The organism is Deinococcus carri, assembly GCF_039545055.1.
In the GTDB taxonomy this organism is placed as follows: domain Bacteria; phylum Deinococcota; class Deinococci; order Deinococcales; family Deinococcaceae; genus Deinococcus; species Deinococcus carri.
In genome coordinates this window covers 1-18974 of the sequence record NZ_BAABRP010000030.1, presented here as the reverse complement: position 1 = coordinate 18974, position 18974 = coordinate 1, and the positions used below count along the sequence as shown (strand labels likewise).

The window sequence follows — 18974 nt, the reverse complement described above, 5'->3', positions numbered from 1 at the left end:
AGCCCAGGATGACTTCTTCAATCTGGTCGGGGGAAACCCCCGACCGGCTCACCGCCTCGCGGAGGACCAGGGCAGCCAGGTCGTCGGGGCGGATGCTGGACAGCGAACCACGTATCGCCCCCACCGGCGTACGCACGGCGGATACGATGACGACATCCTGGTCTTGTAGGGGCTGGGAGGGGGTAGGCATGACAGGCAGTTTCCTTTCACGAGAGGGGAGAAAAAGGGGAGAGGTTCCGGCCGTTATTCAAGCGCGCAGGGCCACCAGCTTTCCATACCCTGGGCCTGGCGAACGCCAGGGGACCGCCTGACAGTTGCGAGGTGCAAGCGGCCCTTTGGCGTCCCTTCATGCCTGGTCCGCCGCTCCCGGGCCGCTTCCGGGCCGCTGGTATGCTCGGCCCATGAGCGAGTCCCCTGCCCCGTCACGGCCCTCCCTGACCCAGCTTCCCGCCTGGCAGGCCCTCCAGGCGCACTTCGGGACGGTGCGGGAGGCTCAACTCCGTGACCTCTTCGCCGCCGAACCGGAGCGCGGCGAGCGCCTGACCGCCGAGGGCGCGGGGCTGTACCTCGACTACTCCAAGAACCGCGTGACCGACGAGACGCTGCGCCTGCTGCTGCAACTCGTGCGTGAGACGGGGGTGGAGGCGCGGCGCGACGCCATGTTCGCGGGCGAGCGCATCAACGTGACCGAGAACCGGGCGGTGCTGCACACGGCGCTGCGCGCCCCACGTGGCGCGACCGTCACCGTGGACGGCCAGAACGTGGTCCCCGACGTGCAGGAGGTGCTGGACCGCATGAGCGCCTTTGCTGACCGCGTGCGCGGCGGGACGTGGCTGGGCGCGACCGGGAAACCCATCCGCAACATCGTGAACATCGGCATCGGCGGGTCGGACCTCGGCCCCGTGATGGCCTACGAGGCGCTGAAGTATTACAGCGACCGCCGCCTCACCCTGCGCTTCGTGTCCAACGTGGACGGCACCGACCTGGTGGAAAAGACCCGCGACCTTGACCCCGCGGAGACGCTGTTTATCGTCTCCAGCAAGACCTTCACCACCCAGGAGACGATGGCGAACGCGAGGAGTGCGCGGGCCTGGCTGCTGGCCGGGCTGGGCGACGTGCCCGACGAGAACGCCGCCATCGCCCGCCACTTCGTCGCCGTCAGCACCAACGCCGCCGAGGTCGAGAAGTTCGGCATCGACACCGCCAACATGTTCGGGTTCTGGGACTGGGTGGGGGGCCGGTACTCCATGGACAGCGCCATCGGCCTCTCGCTGATGACTGCCATCGGCCCGGACGGCTTCCGCGAGATGCTGGCGGGCTTTCACGAGATGGACGAGCACTTCCGTACTGCGCTGCTGGAACAGAATCTCCCGGTGCTGCTGGGCGTGCTGGGTGTGTGGTACCGCGACTTCTTCGGCGCGCAGACCCACGCCGTCCTGCCCTATGACCAGTACCTCGCCTATTTCCCCGCCTATCTCCAGCAGCTCGACATGGAGAGCAACGGTAAGCACGTCACGCTGGAGGGGCAGACGGTGGACTACGACACCGGCCCGGTCGTGTGGGGCCAGCCGGGGACCAACGGGCAGCACGCCTTCTACCAGCTGATCCACCAGGGCACCACCCTGATTCCCTGCGATTTCCTGGGCTTCTGCCAGACCCTCAACCCCCTGCCCACGCCCGGCGGCCCGTCCCACCATGACCTGCTGATGGCGAACGTGTTCGCGCAGACCGAGGCCCTGGCCTTCGGCAAGTCGCTGGAGCAGGTGCGGGCGGAGGGCGTGGGTGCGGAACTCGCCCCCCACCGCGTCTTCGAGGGCAACCGCCCGACGAACACGCTGCTGGCCGACCGCCTCACGCCGCGCACGCTGGGCGCTCTGATTGCCCTCTACGAGCACAAGGTCTTCGTGCAGGGGGCCATCTGGAACATCAATTCCTTCGACCAGTGGGGCGTGGAACTCGGCAAGGTGCTGGCCGGCAAGATTGTGCCCGAGCTGGAGTCGGGGAGCGAGCCGGACCTGAAGCACGACTCCAGCACGAATACGCTGATCCGGCGCTACCGGGCGCGGCGGGGGTAGGGGGCGGCCAGCGACCAGCCGTCAGCGGCCAGCAGGGGAAAGCGAACGCATCCGCTTTCCCCTGTCCTGTTTTGCTCACCCCCGATGCATCCAGCGCCGCAGCAGCAGCGGTACGCCCTCCACCGCCACCACCACCAGTACGGCATACCGCAGCGCCCGCACCAGCCCGATGTCCTTGACCGCCTGCGGCAACGCCCCCAGCCCGAAGTACACGGCAAACACAATCAGCAGCCCCAGCAGCCCCACGATGATCCGCCCCGCGACGTCCCGTGGGGGCGCGAAGTCGGGCCGCGAGAACCAGAAGCCCGCCAGCAGGCCCAGCCCAGTACCGTACTCGCGCGGCGTGCCCGCTGGGAGGAAGGCGGCCACGGCCAGCAGGATCAGCGGCACTACCCACCGCAGCGCCCCCTCCTGCGAAAAGTGCCCCTGAACTGCCATCCAGGCAAAGGCGGCCCCTAGCAGCAGCCCCACCATCACGTCGCTGGGATAGTGGACGTGCAGCGCCAGCCGCGAGACGGCAATCAGGGCAATCAGCACCAGCGCGACCCCCCACATCCCGGCCCGCCCGACCTGTGCGGCCATTCCGCCCCACAGGGTCGCAGCCATCTGCGCGTGCCCGCTGGGCAGGCCGGGACCGCCTGCTGTGGCACGGGCTGCCGCGCTGGCGACCTCCGGGTTTTCGGTGAAGGGGCGGGGGAGACTGAAGCCGTACTTCAGCGCGCTGTTGACCAGGTACGAGAGGGCGAACGCCACACCCAGATTCTGGCCCCCTCGCGGCCTCACCAGCCAGGTGTACAGCGCGAGCACCACGATAAAGACCTCATCACGCCCAAGTTGCGTGACCGCCAGCCAGAAAGTTTCCATGTCCCTCTATCGTGACGCATATCTCGTTTGTGGGGAAAGAGGGGCAGCGGTTGCGGCGGCGCTAGACTGGGCAGCATGACCGTCCCGACCGACAACGTGCTGCAAACGGTGCGGCACAACTCCGACTACGCGCTGGAATTGCGGAACATCACCAAGCGCTTTCCGCTGGTGCTCGCCAACGACAACATCTCGATGCAGGTGCGCTGGGGCAGCGTCCATGCGCTGTGCGGCGAGAACGGCGCGGGCAAAAGTACCCTGATGAAGATCGTCTACGGCGCGCAGCCCCCGACGAGCGGCGAGATCGTCGTGGACGGCGAGGTCGTGAACCTCAGCGACCCGTCGCAGGCCATCGCACGCGGCATCGGCATGGTGTTCCAGCACTTCATGCTGGTGGACACCCTCAGCGTCACCGAGAACGTGATTCTGGGGGCGGAACCCAGGGCGGGCACCTCCATCGACTACGCCGGGGCGCGCCGCCGCGTGGCGGAACTGATCAGGCAGTTCGGCTTCGACCTCAACCCCGACGCGCTGGTGGGCGACCTGCCCGTGGGCCTCCAGCAGAAGGTGGAGATTCTCAAGACGCTCTACCGCGGCGCGCGCATCCTGATTCTGGACGAGCCGACCGCTGTGCTGACCCCCAGCGAGACGGACGAACTGTTCGACTTCCTGAAAAACCAGTACGCGGCCAGCGGCAACGCCGTGATCTTCATCAGCCACAAGCTGCACGAGGTGCTGCACATCAGCGACACCATCAGCGTGATCCGCGACGGCAAGATGATCGGGACCATCCCTGCCGAGGGGGCCACCACCGAGACGCTCGCCCGCATGATGGTGGGCCGCGACGTGTCCCTGAAGGTGCAAAAGGCCCCCGCCCGCCCCGGTGAGGTGGCCCTGGATGTCCGCAACGTGACCGTGAAGGGCGAACACGGCAACGCCGTGAGCAACGTCTCCTTCCAGGTGCGGGCGGGCGAGATTGTCGGCATCGCGGGGGTGGAGGGCAACGGCCAGAGCGAGCTGGTGGAGGCCATTACCGGCCTGCAGGCCGTGTCGGGCGGCGAGATCACCTACCTGGGCCACCCCGCCCGCGGTGTGCGCGAGGTGGAGGCCAGCGGCCTCTCGCACATCCCGGAGGACCGCAACGAGCGCGGGCTGGTGCTGGACATGACCACCGCCGAGAACTACATCCTGGGCGAGCACGACCGCGCGCCCTTCGCCGGGCGGCTGGGCTTCCTGAAGCTGGACGTGATCGAGGAAAACGCCCGCGTCCTCAGCGAGAAGTACGACGTGCGGCCCCGCAGTGCCAGCCTCCAGGCGGGCCGCTACAGCGGCGGCAACGCGCAGAAGCTGATCGTGGCCCGCGAGATGCGCAAGGGGCCGAAAATCCTGGTCGCCAGCCAGCCCACCCGTGGCGTGGACATCGGGGCCATCGAGTTCATCCACGCCCGCATCGTCGAGGCGCGGGACCAGGGCCTCGCCGTACTGCTCGTCAGCGCCGACCTGGGCGAGGTAATGAACCTCTCCGACCGCATCCTGGTGATGTACGAGGGCCAGGTCGTGGGCGAGGTGGACGCGGCCACCGCCAGCGAAACCCAGCTCGGCCTGCTGATGACCGGCAGCGGGGGCACCAGCGGCCGCAGCGGCGCGGTCAGCGAGAGCCAGGAGTACGGCTCACGCTGAGCGCAGGGCAAGAAGAAGGGCCGCCTCCTGATTGGGGGCGGCCTCCTTTCTAGAGATTGAGAGAGAAGGGTTACACGTCCTCGTTGGTCGTGCTGATGACAGTGCAGCTCGGGTAAACGTCCACGTTGCCCGCTGCCAACAGGCGGCTGCTGAGGTTGTAGGTCGCGGTCCCGGTGTTGACGGCCAGTTCCGCGTGGAAGGCTCCCGCCCGCTGGCTGGTGGGCGTGACGATCTTGACCTTGCCCTGGGTGGGCGTGACGATGATGGACTGCGGCAGGAAGCCATTGAGCGGGTTGGCGTTGAAGGTCAGGCGGTAGCTGCCCGTGCCGACGCCGGCCAGTTGCTGCCCGGTGGCCCGGGCGTTGTAGTTGGCGTCGTACTGGCTGGTGGTGTTGCCCCGCAGGCCCACGTCCACCGTCTGCACATTGCCCGACACGTTGAAGTACACCGACACCTGGGTCGTGGCGACCACGTTGTTGACGTTGTCACAGGCCACGAACTGCCCACTCTGGGTCCGGTATTCCGTGCGGACCTGGGTCACGTTGCCGTTCCCACTGCCGTCCGGAGCCACGCCCGTTCCGCAACTCGCCAGCACCGCACTCAGCCCCACCGCTCCCAGCAACATCTTTTTCATACCGCTCACTTTCGGCCATGAACCTGACCCCAGGGTGATGGGGCCTTGAGGGAACGTGAGGAGAATCCAAATCCAGTGTCGGAGGGCGGGGCCGCCTGTCATGCTGGAGGGATGAGGCGAAGTGCTGGCGTTCTGCTCGCGGCTGTCCTGGGGCCGGGCCTGCTGGCGGCCTGCGCGCCGACCACCACCGCCGTCACCACCCGGCTGGCGGCGGAAGCGTCCCTGCGGGGCCGCCTGCTGACGGTCACGGTGCTGAATGCCGGTCCCCACGACCTGCTGCTCGAAGATGACTGCCCCCGGCCCTTTTCGGTCGGGTTCACGGTGCTGCCCGTGTCGAGCGGCGTTGCCGGTTCCAGCGTCGGCCAGCCTTGCGTGGCGCTGGCCCTGCCTCCCCGGCTGTGGCGGGTGGGCGAGCGCGTTTCCTCCGCGATGGTGGTGGACCTGCCCGCGGGAACGCACACCTTGCAGGCCTGGGCCAGGCCGAAAGTCCGCCTGACCTCCCAGGGCCGTCCCGTGGGCGAGGTCAAGGTGTTGAACGTGGTCACGTCCGCCCTGACCGTCACCCTGCCCTGACGGGAGCCAGGCCTACTTCATGTTCAGGAAGTCCAGGATGGCCCGCGCAATCGCCTGCGCCAGCCGGTCGCGGTAGGCGGGCTGGGCCAGGCGTGGCCCCTCGACCGGGCTGCTGCCGAAGCCGATTTCGATCAGGATGGCGGCGGTGGTCGGGGAGCGGATCACGTAAAAGGCGTCGGTCTGCACGCCCCGGTTCACGGCCCCGGTCGCGCCGATCAGGTGGGCCTGGACCTTCTGCGCGAGCTGGCGCGAGAAGGCGAGCTTGGCCTGCGCGAGCAGGTCCCCCAGCAGGTTCTGGGCGCTGTTCGCCGCGCGGCGGGTGAGTTCCTGGCCGACGCTGCCGCCGCCGTTTTCCCGCAGGGCGACGCTGTTGGCCCCGGCCAGCGGCCTCCCGAAGTAATACGTCTCGATGCCCTGCCCGGCGGGGCTGGTCGAGGCGTTCACGTGGATGCTGACGTAAGCGCTGGTGTTGCGGTTGTTCGCCATCTTCGAGCGCAGGTCGAGGTCGGTGGCCTTGTCGGCGCTCAGGTCGGTGTTGCTCTCGCGCGTCATCACCACGTCCACGCCGTGCTGGCGGAGCACGTCGCGCACACGCAGGGCCACGTCGAGCGTGACCGCGTGTTCCTGCACCCAGCGGCTCTGCATGCCGGGGTCCACGCCGCCGTGGCCGGGGTCCAGCACGACCCTGGGGCGAACCGGGCCGGCGGTGCTGGCGGGGCGCGAGACGGCGGTGGGCGTAGCCGGCACCCGCGCGGCAGCGGTGCCCGTGGGCACGTCGATGACCAGCCGGGCGGGCTGGCCGTCCCTGGGCGGGATGACATTCACCTTGGCGCTGGCGTGGCCGAGTGCCAGCGTGACGGTCACGGTGCCGCCCACCACGGCGTAGGCGGTGACGCCCGGCGCATTCAGCCGTCCCTGTTCGGCGCGCAGCGTGACGCCCAGTTTCACGGTGACGCCCTGGCCGCTCACCTTCGTGCTGGGCGTGGTCTGGCGGGGCAGGTCGAACACGACCCGCGTGTAGCCGTCGTGCGTGCCCACGCGGGGGGCGGCCATCGCGCCCGACGCCGCGAGCAGCAGGAGAAGAAGAAGACGCTTCACTGCCCCCGAGTGTAGAGCCGCACACCATCCCGGCAGATGAGGAAGGCGGCCACAGGCGGGAAGGGTTATGCGGCGGGCAGGCCGCCTTGCCGCGCGAAGTTGCGCCGGAACATCCCGCTTCCCGGCTGAAACCCCGGCCGCTCGTAAAACGGCACCAGGTTGCTCTCGCAGCTCAGGTCCACGGCGTACAGGTGGTCCAGTTGCGCGAGCAGGTGCCGCATCAGCGCCGTGCCGAGGCCCTAGCCCCGGCGGGAGGCGTGGACTTCCAGCAGGGGGATAAAGGCGGACAGCACGCCGTCGCTGATGGCCTGGGCAAAGCCGACCACCTGCCCATCCTCCTCCACGGCCAGCGAGATGCGGTAGGACCGGGAAAGGAGGCGGTGCAGTGTTGCGGGGGCAGGGGGATTCGGCCAGCCCTCGAAAAAGCCGCCGAGCTGTGCGGGCGCGATGCCGTCCAGACGGGAAGTGAAGTGCATGACGACAGTCTCGACCCCTGCCACTGCATGAAGCATCCGCCATCTGGCACAGGCACCGCAGGCGTGGCTACATTCGGAGGCATGACCCAGCCCGCTGCCTCCACGCCCTCCACCGATGCCACACCTACGCCGCTGCTGTTCACGCCGCTGAAACTGCAAAGCCTGACCCTTCCCAACCGCGTGGTCGTGTCGCCCATGTGCATGTACAGCGCGCAAAACGGTCTGGCAAATGATTTTCACCTCACCCACCTGGGCCAGTTCGCGCTGGGCGGCGCGGGCCTGATCTTCACCGAGGCGACCGCCGTTTCCCCCGAGGGCCGCATCAGCCCCGATGACCTGGGCCTGTGGAACGACGATCAGCTCGTGCCGCTCGGGCACATCACCGACTTCGTTCACCGCTACGGCGGGCGCATAGGCGTGCAGCTCGCGCACGCGGGGCGCAAGGCCAGCACGTATTCCCCCTGGAAGGGCCGGGGCGCGGTGCCGGTCGAGGCGGGGGGGTGGCAGGTGCTCGGTCCCTCCGACACCGCCTACAACGCCTCTTTCCCCACGCCCAGCGCCATGACCCTGGAGGACATCCGGCGCGTGACCGCCGATTTCGCGGCGGCGGCCCGCCGGGCGCTGATGGCCGGTTTCGACGCCGCCGAGATTCACGCCGCGCACGGCTACCTGCTGCACCAGTTCCTCTCGCCGCTCGCCAATACCCGCACCGACGAGTACGGCGGGTCCTTCGAGAACCGGGTGCGCTTCCTGCTGGAGGTCGTGCGCGCGGTTCGCGCCGCCTGGCCCATGCACCTCCCCCTCTTCGTGCGCGTGAGCGCGACCGACTGGGCGCAAGGGGGCTGGGACCTCGACCAGACCGCCCAGCTCGCGAGCCTGCTGCGTTACGAGGCGGTGGACGTGCTGGACGTGAGCAGCGGCGGCCTGACGCCCCTCCAGCACATCGACGTGGAGCCGCTCTACCAGGTGCCCTTCGCGGCCCGCATCAAGCAGGAGGTGCCCGACCTGCACGTGATGACCGTCGGCCTGATCGAGACCCCGGCCCAGGCCGAGCAGGTGCTGCGCGAAGGGGCCGCCGACCTGATCGCCCTGGGCCGCCCCTTCCTGCGCGACCCCCACTGGGTCCAGCGCGCCGCGCACGAGTTCGGCGTGCAGCTCCCGCTGCCCGACGTGTACGCGCGGGCGGGGTGGTGAGACGAATTCCGGTTGAACAGTGACACAAACTGTCCAACCCGAGGGGAGTGAGGAGGAAAAAAACGGTTTTCGGGGAAGGCGTTGTCGAAACGACGCTTTCCCGCTTCGAGAATGGGTGGGGCGGAAGCCGTATGAGGGGCTACAGCGGCCCGGCCCCGAAGGGATGGTCCACCACGTACAGCCAGCGTCCGTCCCGCTGACACCTCACGACCTCCGCCGTCTGGCCCTCCAGCACGAGGGGCTGGCCGTCCTCGCCAGTGGTCGTCAGACGCCAGTGCGCCCGCAGGAGCGCGATGTCACCGGCCTGGAACGTGTAGATGTTCTCCGAGGTCATCGTGCCGCCGAGGTGCAGGAGGGCTTGCAACCCCGTTCGCATGGCCTCCGGGCCGACGGCGACCCGGCCGCCCTGCTGCACGAGCTGTCCTCCGGGTTCGTAGAGCGCGAGGAGCTGCTCGATGTCACCGGCATTGAAGGCCCGCGCGAAGGTGGCATTCATGTCGCCCGGAGCGGTGACGGTGTACGGTGTGTCGTTCATGGCGCTGGCCTCCTGATAGGCGTTCCGGTCGAGCAGGGATGCCGTCCCTGGGAAACCGGCGGGAAGGAGTAAGGAAGAAGTGCGGATTCCAGCAGGGAATGGGCTTTCGGCGCTTACCCGCAGGCTCACGGCTGGGGCTGGAATCCGTGTGAAGGGGTGGGGGAACATGGGGTCCCTACTGGCCTCGACCCTGACCCTACGCGCGCGCCGCCGCCCCGTGAAGAAGGCGGCAAAAGGAGAGGAAGTATCTTTCTGGAAACCTCACAGCGGGAAGCTCCCCTGACCCTGCCCCACGAGCACGACCGGCCCACCCCACGCCGCCCCCGCGAATGCCCGGTGGAGCAGGCGCTCGGCGTCATCGGGCACCGCTGGACGGCGCTGCTCGTGTGGCACCTGCGGGACGGGACGAAGCGGCACGCCCAGCTCGCCGCCCTGTTGCCCAGAATCACGCCCAAGGTGCTGACCGAGCGGCTCCGGACGCTGGAAGGGCTGGGCGCGGTGGAACGCACGGTCCACGCCGCCGTGCCGGTCCGCGTCGAGTACACCCTGACCGCCCACGGCCTGCGCCTCGGCCGGATTCTGGACGAGCTGGAAGCCTGGGGCAAGGACACGGAGGCCCTCGGCACGCGCCGCTGAGCGGCCCCGCGGCCGGCCAGCGTCAACGCTGCGTGCCGCTGACCTCCGCCTCCAGAATCTGCCCGTCCAGCAGGTGCAGCGCCCGGTCGGCGCGGGCCGCGAGGCGCTCGTCGTGGGTGACGAGCAGCACGCCTGCCCCCTCCTCGCGGGCGAGGTCGAGGAGCAGCCCGGCGACCACGTCCGCGTTTGCGCGGTCGAGGCTGCCGGTGGGTTCGTCGGCCAGCACGACGGCGGGCCGGGTCGCCAGGGCGCGGGCCACGGCCACCCGCTGCCGCTCTCCGCCGCTGAGCACACCGGGCAGGTCGTCCTCCCGCCCGGTGAGGCCCACGCGGGCCAGCAGCTCACGGGCGCGGGCGCTGCCGTCCTGCCCGGTCAGCAGGGCGGGCACCAGCACGTTCTGCCGCACGCTCAGGTCTTCGAGCAGGTAGTGGTGCTGAAACACCAGCCCGACCTGCCCCGCCCGCCGCTGCGCCCGCGCCTGGGTGCCCAGGGTGTCCACCCGCTCCCCGGCCCACCACACCTCGCCCGCCTGGGGCGTGTCCAGCCCGCCCAGCAGGTGCAGCAGTGTGCTTTTGCCGCTGCCACTGGGGCCGGTCACGGCGACCACCTCGCCCGCCTGGACCACGAGGCTCACGCCGTGCAGCACCGTCATGTTCCCGAAGCCGTGCCGCAGGTCGTGGGCCGCCAGTGCCGCCGCCGTCGGGGCCGGACTCGCGGGTGTGGGGGCCGGGAAGGGGCCGGGGGTCGTCACGCGGGGCACTGTAGCGCAGTGGGGGAGAAGGGCAGCGGGACATGGGGACCTGGGCAACTGACCGGCCGGGCGCTAGGATGCGCCGGATGGGCCGCCTGGATGACCTGAAACGCTCCCCCCTTTTCCAGAATGTCCCCGAGGACGCCGTGCGTGAGGCGCTGGGTGTGGTGGTCGAGCGCCACTACCAGCCCCAGGACCTGCTGGTCGAACAGGACGCGGAGGGCGAGGCGCTGCACCTGATCGTCACTGGCGTGGTGCGGGTCAGCCGCATCAGCCTGGGCAGCCGCGAGCGCGTGCTGGGCGACATCTACGCGCCGGGGGTGGTCGGTGAAACCGCCGTTCTTGCCCACCTGGAACGCAGCGCGACGGTCCGCGCGCTGACGCCGGTCCGGACCCTGATGCTGCACCGCGCCCACTTCGAGGTGATTTTGCGGCGGCACCCGCGGGTGCTGTGGAACCTGGCGGAGATGCTGGCCCGGCGCGTCACCTTCCTGAACGACGAGCTGATCGCCTTCGGCCTGAACACCGGGGCGGCCCTGGCCCACGTCTTCGCCAACCTGTACCGTCAGCGTGTGGCGGCGGGCGTGCCGGGGCCGGAGGTGCTGTCCCTCACCACCACCGACATCATGGCCCGCACCAGCAGCAGCCGCGAAACCGTCTCCCGCGTGCTGAAACGGCTGGAGGCACAGGGCATCGTGAAGGTCACGCCCCAGGCCGTCACCCTCCTCGACCTGGCGGCGCTGGAAGCCTTCTCGGTCGAGGTGGACGAGGGGGAGTGAGGGGAGAGCCGCGGCGCAGCAGCCAGGCCGCCAGACTGCCCAGCAGCGCAGCCCAGAGCAGCGTGTGCATGGGCCGTGCCGCTGACGGAACCCCCTGAACCAGCACCGCCTCGCGGGGTGCGCGGGGATTCACGTACACCGTGACTGGCCGCGTTTCTGAACCGGGAAAAGCTGGGGACAGGCTCCGCACCAACCCCACGCCGCAGTCGGGCACCCAGATGTGGAAGTCGGCAGCGGCGGCCAGCCGGGTGCCGGCGTACGCCTGGCCCTGCCAGAGGTAGCGGTATTCCAGGTCCAGCGGAGGTTTCCGGCCGCCGCAGCCCGGCGTGAACGCTTGCAGGACCTGGCCGGAAACGGGCGTCCAGCCCAGGGTCTTCAGCCCGGCGGGAACGGAGAGGGACCACAGCAGCAGCGACAGACTGCCCCAGCAGGCCAGCCCCAGCGAGGCCAGCAGCAGCGCCAGCGCCGCCAGCAGCCCCTGACCGGGGTTCGTCAGCAGACGTGCGGGCAGCCCTTCACGCCTCCTTGCGCAGCAGGATGCTCTTGAGGTACAGGCTTTCGGGCACGCTCAGCAGGTGGGGGTGGTCGGCGGGCTGGTAGGTGACGGCCACGACCTCCGCGCCGCACTTCGCCTCGCCCGCAGCTACCCGCGCGGCGTCGAGCAGGTCGTCTGGCCGGATGTAGTGGGCGCAGGTGCTGATCAGGAGGTGCCCGCCGTCCCGTAGCATTCGCAGGGCGCGCTCGGCCCCTTCCGTGAAGATGCGCTTGGCGCGTGGCACGTCGTCCTTGCGCTTGGCGAGGGTGGGCGGGTCGAGGACCACTGCGCCGAACTGGCGCTTCTCGCGCTCCAGGGCGGTCAGCAGGTCGAGCGCGTCGCCCCAGCGCACGCCCACACTCAGCCCGTTCTCGCGCGCCTCGCGCTCCAGTACGCCCAGCGCCTTCTCGTCCTTGTCGATCGCCACGGGTTTCGCCCCCGCCCGCGCCGCGTGTAGGCTGAAGCCCCCGGTGTAGGAGTACACGTCCAGAAAGGCCTCGCCAGGCTGCACCAGCGAGCGCATCAGGCGGCGGTTGTCGCGCTGGTCCAGAAAGAAGCCGGTCTTCTGCGCGTCCATCGGCGCAAAGTGCAGCGAGAGGTCGTCCTCATGGAAGGTGACGCGCTCGGGCACCTCGCCCCACAGCACGCCCGTCCGCAACTCCAGCCCCTCGCGGCGGCGCTCGCCCGTGTCGCTGCGCTCGAAGGCGGAGGCCGCGCCCGTTTCCTCGCGCAGGGCACGCACGATCAGGTCGCGGTGGCGCTCCACGCCCGCATTCCTGAACTGCACGCTCAGCACGTCCCCGAACTGGTCGGCGATCACACCGGGCATCCCGTCGGCCTCGGCGTGCAGCACGCGCATCGCGTCCGTTCCGGTGATGCGTCCCGCCCGCCGCGCCAGCGCCGCCCGCACCCGCGAGCGGTAGAACTTCAGGTCAATGTCGTCGCGCCCCCAGGTCAGCATTCGCAGCGGGGTGGCCCCCTGCGGGTTGAAGTACCCGCGCCCGACCATGCCCCCATCGGGCGAGCGCACCTCCACCACCTCGCCGGGCGTGATGCCCGCGTCCGCTTCCGCGATGTCCCCGGCGTGCCCGAACGGGTAGCGGCCCGCGATGCGCCGCACTGCCCCCGGCTTGAGCGTCACGCTGCTGAGTTTGCCTGCCCTGGTCATCCGTGCAGGGTAGCAGCGCGGCGCGGGGAGGAGAGAGGCGGCTCTCACCCGGCCCCACGTCCCGCGCCCGCCGCGTTACGCTGACGCGCATGGAGTTCCTGCGGCTCATCCACGGGTATCAGTTCAACAACGCCCTCGCGCTGCTGTTTCCCACGCCCTACGCGCTCGTCACGCTGATTCTGTTCCTGTGGAGTTTCGGCCCCGCCATCAAGGCGCAGGTGCGCCTGGGCTTCCTGGTGTGGCTGAGGATTGTCTGGGCCTTGACGCTGCTGCCGGTCGTGACCGGGGTGATTCTGGCCGTGGGCGGCGAAAAGGTCCCCAGCGCGACCAGAGCGAGTGCGGCCTATCTGCGCGAACACTGCCCGGCGGTGGGAGACTTCAGCAGGTACTGCCTCCCCGTAGACCCCAGCCGCGACTGGGAACACCTGATGTACACGGCCTTTGCGCTGCTGAGCCTGTACGTGATCGAGGTGCTGGTCAAGGGACGCATGATTCCGCACCGCACGGGCCTGCGCTTCCTGCCGGTCGCCACGCTGTTCCTGTACGGCTGCGCGTACATGGTAGGCCGGGTGGCGGTATTTCCGGGCAGCACGCCGGGGACGTGAGGCGCAGTGAGCTATGAGCGGTGAGCTTTGAGCTATGAACGGGCACCAGGCAGCTTTGGCTTCTGGCATCTGCCGTCTTTTTCATAGCTCATGGCTCACAGCCCTTATCCTCTCTTCCATGATCGACATTTCCCGCCAGCTCACGCCCGGCCACCCCAACTGGCCGGGGGACGCGCCCTTCCGGGTGACGCCGGGCGCACGCATCGCGCAGGGCGACAGCGTGAACACCGGCGAACTCTGCACCAGCACCCACACGGGCACCCACGTGGACGCCCCCTGGCACTACTCGGCCACCGGGGCGCGGCTGGAGGAGGTCGGCCTGGACGCCTACCTGGGCCGCTGCCGGGTGGTGACGGTGCGGCCGGAGGGGGGCCTCGTTCCGGTTGTGGCGCTGGACAACCTGCCGGACACCCTCCCGCCCCGGCTGCTGCTGCACACCGGCCAGCCTGCCCACTGGGAGGCCTTCCCGGAGGATTTCGCGGCCCTGGACCCCGCCTTTGTGCGGGAGGCGGCGCGGCGCGGCGTGCGGCTCCTCGGCACCGACAGCCCCAGCGTGGACCCACTGACGAGCAAGACGCTGGACGCGCACCATGCCTGCCTGGAAACAGGCACCCTGATTCTGGAGGGCCTCAACCTCAGCGCCGCACCTGACGGCGAATACGACCTGATTTGCCTCCCGCTGCCGCTGGTGGGGGTGGACGGTGCGCCCGCCCGCGCGGTTTTGCTGCCCGCTGGCACTCTCCCTGGAGGTGCAGAATGAGACGCGACCTCTTCGCCATGCCGCCCGGCATCTATCTCGACGGCAACAGCCTGGGCGTGATGCCGCACGCCGCCCGCGAGGCTGTGTTACGCCGCCTAGACGAATGGCAGCGCGACGCGGTGAGCGGCTGGGACGCCTGGTTCGGGCTGGTGGAGTCGCTCTCGCCGCAGGTCGCGCGGCTGGTGGGGGCACGTCCAGCGGAAGTTATCGCCACCGGAAGCATCACGGCCAACCTGCACGCCCTCCTCGCCACGCTCTACCGGCCGGAGGGTGCAAGGCGGCACCTCGTCGCCACCTCGCTCGACTTTCCGTCTGATGTGTACGCCCTGCAAAGTTGGGCCGAGCGGTATGACGCCGAACTGCGCCTGATTCCCAGCCGCGACGGCCACACCCTGCACGAGGAGGACATCCTGGCCGCTTTCGGGGACGACGTGGCGCTGGCCCTGCTGCCGACCGTGCTGTACCGCAGCGGGCAACTGCTCGACGTGCCGGGCCTGACGCGGGAGGCGCACGCGCGGGGCCTGCTGATTGGCTGGGACGCCGCGCACGGTATCGGCAGCGTGCCGCACGACTTTCACGCGGCGGGGGCCGACTTCGGCGTGTGGTGCCACTACAAGTACGTGAACGCCGGCCCCGGTGCCCCCGGCGGCCTCTACCTGCACGAGCGGCACCATGATCGCGTGCCCGGCCTGCGCGGCTGGTGGGGCCACGACAAGGGCACCCAGTTCGAGATGGCGCACGCCTTCCGGCCCGCATCCGGTGCGGGGGCCTACCAGCTCGGCACGCCGCCCATCCTGGCCCTCGCGGCGCTGGAGGGGGCGCTGACCGTCTTCGACGCGGTGAGCATGGACGAGGTGCGGGAGCGCAGCCTGGCGCTGACCTCGCACCTGATGGCCCTGGCCGACGCCCACCTGCCCGAGGTGCGCGTCGTCACCCCCCGCGAGCCTGAGCAGCGTGGCGGGCACGTCGCCCTGGCCCACCCGGAGGCACACGCCCTCAGCCTGGGCCTGCGGGCGCGCGGTATCACGCCCGACTTCCGCCAGCCCGACATCCTGCGCCTGGCCCCCGTGGCGTTGTACAACACCGAGGCCGAGGTCGAGGAGACGGTGCGCGTCCTGCGCGAACTGCTGGACACGGGGGCACACCGGGCGGTAGAGGCGGCGGGGCTGGTCACGTAGGGCGGTGCCCAGAAAGGTTCGCAACCTTTCTCGGCCGAACGAAGTGAGAAACCGTGATAAGGGCGGCGTGAAGTGGAGTTGCTGCCCAGGACACGCGGCAACGGCTGGGGTGCGCCGCCCTGGGGCTGAAGCCTGTCCACAGGTGGCGGGCCACACCTGGGCGGCCCGCCGTTACCCTGGGGCATGGACGGCACCCTGCTCGGCTTCGTGGTGTTCTCGCTGCTGCTGACGATCACGCCGGGCGCGGACACGGCCCTGGTCACGCGGGCGGCGCTGGCGGGTGGGCGTTCGGCGGGCTTCGGGGCCGTGCTGGGCGTCTCCAGCGGCCTGCTGTTTCACGCAACCCTCAGCGCCCTGGGCCTCAGCGTGATTCTGAGCCGCAGCGCCGCGCTGTACGAGGGGGTCAAGCTGGCGGGGGCGGCGTATCTGCTGTATCTGGGGGTGCGGGCCTGGCTGGACGCCCGCCACACGGCCCAGACTCCGGTGGGCGAGGCGCGGCCCCTGGGGTTTCTGGCCGCGTTCGCTCAGGGCCTCACCACCAACGTGCTGAACCCCAAAGTTGCCCTCTTCTACCTGACGGTGCTGCCGCAGTTCGTGCCGCCGGGAGCGGGTGCCCTGCCCCACGCGCTGGCGCTGGCCCTGATTCACTTCACCTGGGGCGTGCTGTGGCTGGGCACGCTGGTGCTGCTGATCGGCACCCTGGCCCCCCGGCTGCGCACGCCGCGCGTCCGTGCCTCGCTGGAACGGGTGACGGGCGGCGCGATGGTGCTGCTGGGCCTGCGGGTGGCGCTGGGGCGGTAGGTGGCCCGTGGAAAAAGAGGGGGCCTTCTCGGCAGGCTGCCGGTCACCCACCCCACAGCTCATACGGATTCCGTCCAATTCCTGAACAGTCGGGAGGGCACCGCCTGTTCATCCATCTCCCGAAATCCGCCCTTGTTCCTTCTCCCTCTGGTCGGATTTCCGGGTGTGTTCAACACCCTTCAATCGGAAGCAGTATCAGAAGCCGAACGCTTCCAGCACCGCCTTGGGCGTGCGTTTGGGCCGCCCCGTCGCCGGGTCCACCCACACCCACTCGGTCTGACATTCGGCAAAGCGTTCGCCGTCTGTGCCGTCTTCCGTCGCACGGTCGAGGGTGTAGGCACGGGTACTCCGCACGCCCGCACTCTGCGTCAGGGCGGTGCGAATGCGGAGGCGGTCACCCAACAGCGCGGGCCGGTGGTACGTGATGACGTGCTGCCGCGCGACCGGGACGGCCCCGAGTTGGGTCAGGGCCTCGGTGCCCATGCCCAGGCTCAGCGCGTGGGCGCGGGCGACCTGCTCGCACCAGCCGAGGTACACGGTGTTGTTGACGTGGTTCAGGTCGTCGAGGTCGCCGGGCTGCACCGTGACCGTCATCTCGTACCTGCGCTGGGGCGGCAGGGTGTCCCACAGGGCATCGGCGTCGGGCAGGTCAGGCTTCAAGCGCCCGCCTCCCTGGCCCCACTCACCTCATCCCAGAGCGCGCTCACGGCCCGCGCATTCTCCAGGTCGAGGGCCGTCACGCCCCCCGCGTCGTGGGTGAAGTAGTTGACGCGCACCTTGCGGAAATAGATATGCAGGTCCGGGTGGTGGCCCCGCGCCTCGGCCAGCGCGGCCACGCGCACCGCGAAGTCCACACACGCGGGGTACGAGTCGAAGTGGAACTCGCGGAACAGCTTGCCGTCGTCGCCCCACCAGCCCTCCGGCTTGAGGTCCTGCACATCGCCGTCGGTCAGCTTGCGGGCCGGGTCATAGCCCAGGCGGGGGTCATACAGTTCGGGGCACATGCCCGTCATGCTACGGGAGGGCCGGGCCGCGAAAGGGGGTGTGGGACGCGGTGCAGCGGCTACTGCCCGGCCAGCCCCAGATACCGTACCGGCCCCGACTGGCCCACCACGGCGGTGATGGTGTGTGCGCCCCGCTGGAACTGGTAGGCCTGACTCCGCGCCGTTTTCTGTGCCTTCACGCTGCGGTAGCCGCTCTTCTGGAGGCCTGCCAGGAGGCGCTCCACCTGAAGGTCCCCCGCCCGGTTCGGGTCCAGGGCGTACATCTCGGTCCACTTGGCCCCCGCCATGCTGTGCTGGAAGGCGAGGTAAAGCGGGCCGCAGATCGGCGTGGTGTGGCTGGCGTCCTTGAACAGCCCATTGGCGACGTACCCCGGTTTGACCGGGCAGGCGAGGGCGGCGGCGGGCAGGGTGAGTGCGGCGAGGAGGAGAAGCTTCTTCACAGGTGGAACCTCCGGGAAGAGATGTGGCGTCGTTTCCCGGTTGGTCATATCTGCTTGCCGGGCCTGTCTGGTCCGGTTAACGTGAGTCTCGTATGAAAAATCTCAGCCTTCTGCTGCTCGCCGGTTCCGCCCTGCTGCTCGCCTCCTGCAACATGAACTCGGTCCCCCAGCCTGAAGCGGTCTCGGGCCAGGTCAAGGAACTGAGTCCTACGGCCTCGGGTGCAGTGACGTACACCGGCTGGAGCGGTGGTGCCGGTAAGGTCATGGCCTCGGTAGAGGGCAAGGACAACCTCGTCACTGCTGATCTCGCTGCCGACGGCAAGTTCAGCCTGACTCTGCCCAGGCTCGACGCCTCGCTGCTCTCGCCGATGGATCTCTCATCGGAGCTGCCCGACGGCTGCACGGGGAGCCTCAAGACCTCCGGTGCGGGCGATGCACGCGGGAACGCGGCCTCCTTCGACGTGCAAGCGGGCAAGAGCGGCATGATTGCTCCGGCCGCCTTCCAGATGTCGAACAGCAGCATCAACATCTCCTCGGGCAGTTACGTCTACGTCGACAAGGCCGTGGGCCTGTCGGGCAAGATCAACTGCACCGAGGAAGGAGTCGGCGTCACGGGTGACATCAACCTGCAACTACGCGCGGGCTGGAACAAGGTAACGTTCACGATTTCTGCAACGGATCAGGGCGGCAATATCAGCCTCACGACCGGTTCGGTGCCCGCGCAGTGGGTGTACCTGGAGGGTGGTTTGGCCTTCCCCATCAGACAGCAGTCGCTGAGCGGCTCGGCCCTGGCGCAGCCTGCCTTGAAGGTGGCCCGGACGCTCCCCTTCTTCCGCTGACCTCTCCTTCCCCCCGGCCGCCCTGCCACCTGTGCGGGGCGGCCCTGGTTTGCCACCCGATTGCAACCCTCATTCCGCCCACAACAGAACGGCGTGCGCTATCCTCCGCCCATGCCGGTGGGAGTGCCTCAGAGCGTGCTGAAGGGAACGGGGTCGGGGGTGCTGCCGCCGATGCTCGAACAGTACGTGGCCCTGCGCGACGCCCACCCCGAGTTTCTGCTTCTTTTTCAAGTCAGCGAGACAGAATTAGGAAACTAAACCCGCAGCACCACCTCCAGCACCCCACCCGGCGCGATGCTCAGGCGTGTGCCGGAGCGCATCAGCACCTCCCGCGTCGGGCTGCCCTCGCGCA

General features: G+C 69.3%; 25 protein-coding genes. 12 read left to right on the top strand and 13 right to left on the bottom strand.

Annotated elements, in window-relative coordinates; all coding sequences use genetic code 11:
* Positions 1–190: thiolase family protein (locus ABEA67_RS18920; RefSeq protein WP_486304403.1), on the bottom strand; the 190-nt coding region annotated here is incomplete at its 3' end.
* A gap of 211 nt (positions 191–401) precedes the next feature.
* Here ABEA67_RS18920 and pgi point away from each other — a divergent pair.
* A complete protein-coding gene (gene pgi / locus ABEA67_RS18915) occupies positions 402–2075 on the top strand; it encodes a glucose-6-phosphate isomerase (protein ID WP_345468333.1) in 1674 nt (557 codons plus the stop codon).
* A 75-nt stretch (positions 2076–2150) separates the two neighbouring features.
* On the opposite strand, the gene ABEA67_RS18910 is transcribed toward pgi, so the two are convergent.
* On the bottom strand, positions 2151–2939 hold the full coding sequence (locus ABEA67_RS18910; protein ID WP_345468330.1) for a phosphatase PAP2 family protein: 789 nt from the start codon (positions 2937–2939) through the stop codon (positions 2151–2153).
* 75 nt (positions 2940–3014) lie between these two features.
* Here ABEA67_RS18910 and ABEA67_RS18905 point away from each other — a divergent pair, with 75 nt between their 5' ends.
* A complete protein-coding gene (locus ABEA67_RS18905) occupies positions 3015–4616 on the top strand; it encodes an ABC transporter ATP-binding protein (protein ID WP_345468328.1) in 1602 nt (533 codons plus the stop codon).
* A gap of 70 nt (positions 4617–4686) precedes the next feature.
* Here the strand turns inward: ABEA67_RS18905 and ABEA67_RS18900 are convergent, their stop codons facing one another.
* Positions 4687–5250: a hypothetical protein gene (locus ABEA67_RS18900; RefSeq protein ID WP_345468326.1), complete on the bottom strand. Its 564-nt coding sequence runs from the start codon at positions 5248–5250 to the stop codon at positions 4687–4689.
* Positions 5251–5361: 111 nt separating this feature from the next.
* Between ABEA67_RS18900 and ABEA67_RS18895 the strand changes: the two genes are divergently transcribed.
* Positions 5362–5823 carry a hypothetical protein gene (locus ABEA67_RS18895; RefSeq protein ID WP_345468324.1) on the top strand — a complete coding sequence of 154 codons (462 nt, stop codon included), beginning with the start codon at positions 5362–5364 and terminating at the stop codon, positions 5821–5823.
* Between the two features lie 12 nt (positions 5824–5835).
* Here ABEA67_RS18895 and ABEA67_RS18890 read toward each other — a convergent pair whose 3' ends face one another.
* The 3 genes from ABEA67_RS18890 to ABEA67_RS18880 form a co-directional block, all read right to left on the bottom strand.
* A complete protein-coding gene (locus ABEA67_RS18890; RefSeq protein WP_345468322.1) occupies positions 5836–6921 on the bottom strand; it encodes an N-acetylmuramoyl-L-alanine amidase family protein in 1086 nt (361 codons plus the stop codon).
* A 65-nt stretch (positions 6922–6986) separates the two neighbouring features.
* Positions 6987–7142 carry a hypothetical protein gene (locus ABEA67_RS18885; RefSeq protein ID WP_345468319.1) on the bottom strand — a complete coding sequence of 52 codons (156 nt, stop codon included), beginning with the start codon at positions 7140–7142 and terminating at the stop codon, positions 6987–6989.
* A gap of 18 nt (positions 7143–7160) precedes the next feature.
* Positions 7161–7397 (bottom strand): hypothetical protein, encoded by a 237-nt coding sequence (locus tag ABEA67_RS18880; protein ID WP_345468317.1) that lies wholly within the window; start codon positions 7395–7397, stop codon positions 7161–7163.
* A gap of 81 nt (positions 7398–7478) precedes the next feature.
* On the opposite strand from ABEA67_RS18880, the gene ABEA67_RS18875 reads away from it, so the two are divergent.
* On the top strand, positions 7479–8591 hold the full coding sequence (locus ABEA67_RS18875) for an NADH:flavin oxidoreductase/NADH oxidase (RefSeq protein WP_345468316.1): 1113 nt from the start codon (positions 7479–7481) through the stop codon (positions 8589–8591).
* Positions 8592–8730: 139 nt separating this feature from the next.
* Here ABEA67_RS18875 and ABEA67_RS18870 read toward each other — a convergent pair whose 3' ends face one another.
* Complete coding sequence (locus ABEA67_RS18870) at positions 8731–9126, bottom strand: YybH family protein (protein WP_345468314.1); 396 nt, start codon at positions 9124–9126, stop codon at positions 8731–8733.
* A gap of 336 nt (positions 9127–9462) precedes the next feature.
* Between ABEA67_RS18870 and ABEA67_RS18865 the strand changes: the two genes are divergently transcribed.
* Positions 9463–9762, top strand: a complete 300-nt coding sequence (locus tag ABEA67_RS18865; protein ID WP_345468312.1) for a winged helix-turn-helix transcriptional regulator — start codon at positions 9463–9465, stop codon at positions 9760–9762.
* A gap of 22 nt (positions 9763–9784) precedes the next feature.
* Here the strand turns inward: ABEA67_RS18865 and ABEA67_RS18860 are convergent, their stop codons facing one another.
* Positions 9785–10522, bottom strand: a complete 738-nt coding sequence (locus ABEA67_RS18860) for an ABC transporter ATP-binding protein (protein WP_425557225.1) — start codon at positions 10520–10522, stop codon at positions 9785–9787.
* 77 nt (positions 10523–10599) lie between these two features.
* On the opposite strand from ABEA67_RS18860, the gene ABEA67_RS18855 reads away from it, so the two are divergent.
* Complete coding sequence (locus tag ABEA67_RS18855) at positions 10600–11292, top strand: Crp/Fnr family transcriptional regulator (protein WP_345468309.1); 693 nt, start codon at positions 10600–10602, stop codon at positions 11290–11292.
* On the opposite strand, the gene ABEA67_RS19510 is transcribed toward ABEA67_RS18855, so the two are convergent.
* On the bottom strand, positions 11231–11632 hold the full coding sequence (locus tag ABEA67_RS19510) for a DUF3592 domain-containing protein (protein WP_425557227.1): 402 nt from the start codon (positions 11630–11632) through the stop codon (positions 11231–11233). The genes ABEA67_RS18855 and ABEA67_RS19510 overlap by 62 nt on opposite strands.
* A 175-nt stretch (positions 11633–11807) precedes the next feature.
* Positions 11808–12995 (bottom strand): class I SAM-dependent rRNA methyltransferase, encoded by a 1188-nt coding sequence (locus tag ABEA67_RS18850; protein ID WP_345468307.1) that lies wholly within the window; start codon positions 12993–12995, stop codon positions 11808–11810.
* 89 nt (positions 12996–13084) lie between these two features.
* Here ABEA67_RS18850 and ABEA67_RS18845 point away from each other — a divergent pair, with 89 nt between their 5' ends.
* From ABEA67_RS18845 to ABEA67_RS18830, 4 genes are all read left to right on the top strand, one after another.
* Complete coding sequence (locus ABEA67_RS18845; protein WP_345468305.1) at positions 13085–13600, top strand: hypothetical protein; 516 nt, start codon at positions 13085–13087, stop codon at positions 13598–13600.
* A 118-nt stretch (positions 13601–13718) separates the two neighbouring features.
* Positions 13719–14360: a cyclase family protein gene (locus ABEA67_RS18840; RefSeq protein ID WP_345468303.1), complete on the top strand. Its 642-nt coding sequence runs from the start codon at positions 13719–13721 to the stop codon at positions 14358–14360.
* Complete coding sequence (gene kynU, locus ABEA67_RS18835) at positions 14357–15538, top strand: kynureninase (RefSeq protein WP_345468301.1); 1182 nt, start codon at positions 14357–14359, stop codon at positions 15536–15538. The genes ABEA67_RS18840 and kynU overlap by 4 nt, the downstream gene beginning before the upstream one ends.
* 183 nt (positions 15539–15721) lie before the next feature.
* Complete coding sequence (locus ABEA67_RS18830; RefSeq protein WP_345468300.1) at positions 15722–16339, top strand: LysE family translocator; 618 nt, start codon at positions 15722–15724, stop codon at positions 16337–16339.
* Between the two features lie 195 nt (positions 16340–16534).
* Here the strand turns inward: ABEA67_RS18830 and ABEA67_RS18825 are convergent, their stop codons facing one another.
* Genes ABEA67_RS18825 through ABEA67_RS18815 form a run of 3 tightly spaced genes read right to left on the bottom strand, consistent with a single transcriptional unit; the run spans position 16535 to position 17783 of the window.
* Positions 16535–16999: an acyl-CoA thioesterase gene (locus tag ABEA67_RS18825; protein ID WP_345468299.1), complete on the bottom strand. Its 465-nt coding sequence runs from the start codon at positions 16997–16999 to the stop codon at positions 16535–16537.
* Positions 16996–17343: a 4a-hydroxytetrahydrobiopterin dehydratase gene (locus ABEA67_RS18820; RefSeq protein WP_345468297.1), complete on the bottom strand. Its 348-nt coding sequence runs from the start codon at positions 17341–17343 to the stop codon at positions 16996–16998. The genes ABEA67_RS18825 and ABEA67_RS18820 overlap by 4 nt, the downstream gene beginning before the upstream one ends.
* A gap of 59 nt (positions 17344–17402) precedes the next feature.
* A complete protein-coding gene (locus tag ABEA67_RS18815; protein WP_345468295.1) occupies positions 17403–17783 on the bottom strand; it encodes a hypothetical protein in 381 nt (126 codons plus the stop codon).
* Positions 17784–17875: 92 nt separating this feature from the next.
* On the opposite strand from ABEA67_RS18815, the gene ABEA67_RS18810 reads away from it, so the two are divergent.
* Together ABEA67_RS18810 and ABEA67_RS18805 are read left to right on the top strand one after the other, a co-directional pair.
* On the top strand, positions 17876–18622 hold the full coding sequence (locus tag ABEA67_RS18810; protein WP_345468293.1) for a hypothetical protein: 747 nt from the start codon (positions 17876–17878) through the stop codon (positions 18620–18622).
* Positions 18623–18733: 111 nt separating this feature from the next.
* On the top strand, positions 18734–18880 hold the full coding sequence (locus ABEA67_RS18805; RefSeq protein ID WP_345468291.1) for a hypothetical protein: 147 nt from the start codon (positions 18734–18736) through the stop codon (positions 18878–18880).
* The last annotated feature ends 94 nt before the right edge of the window (positions 18881–18974 follow it).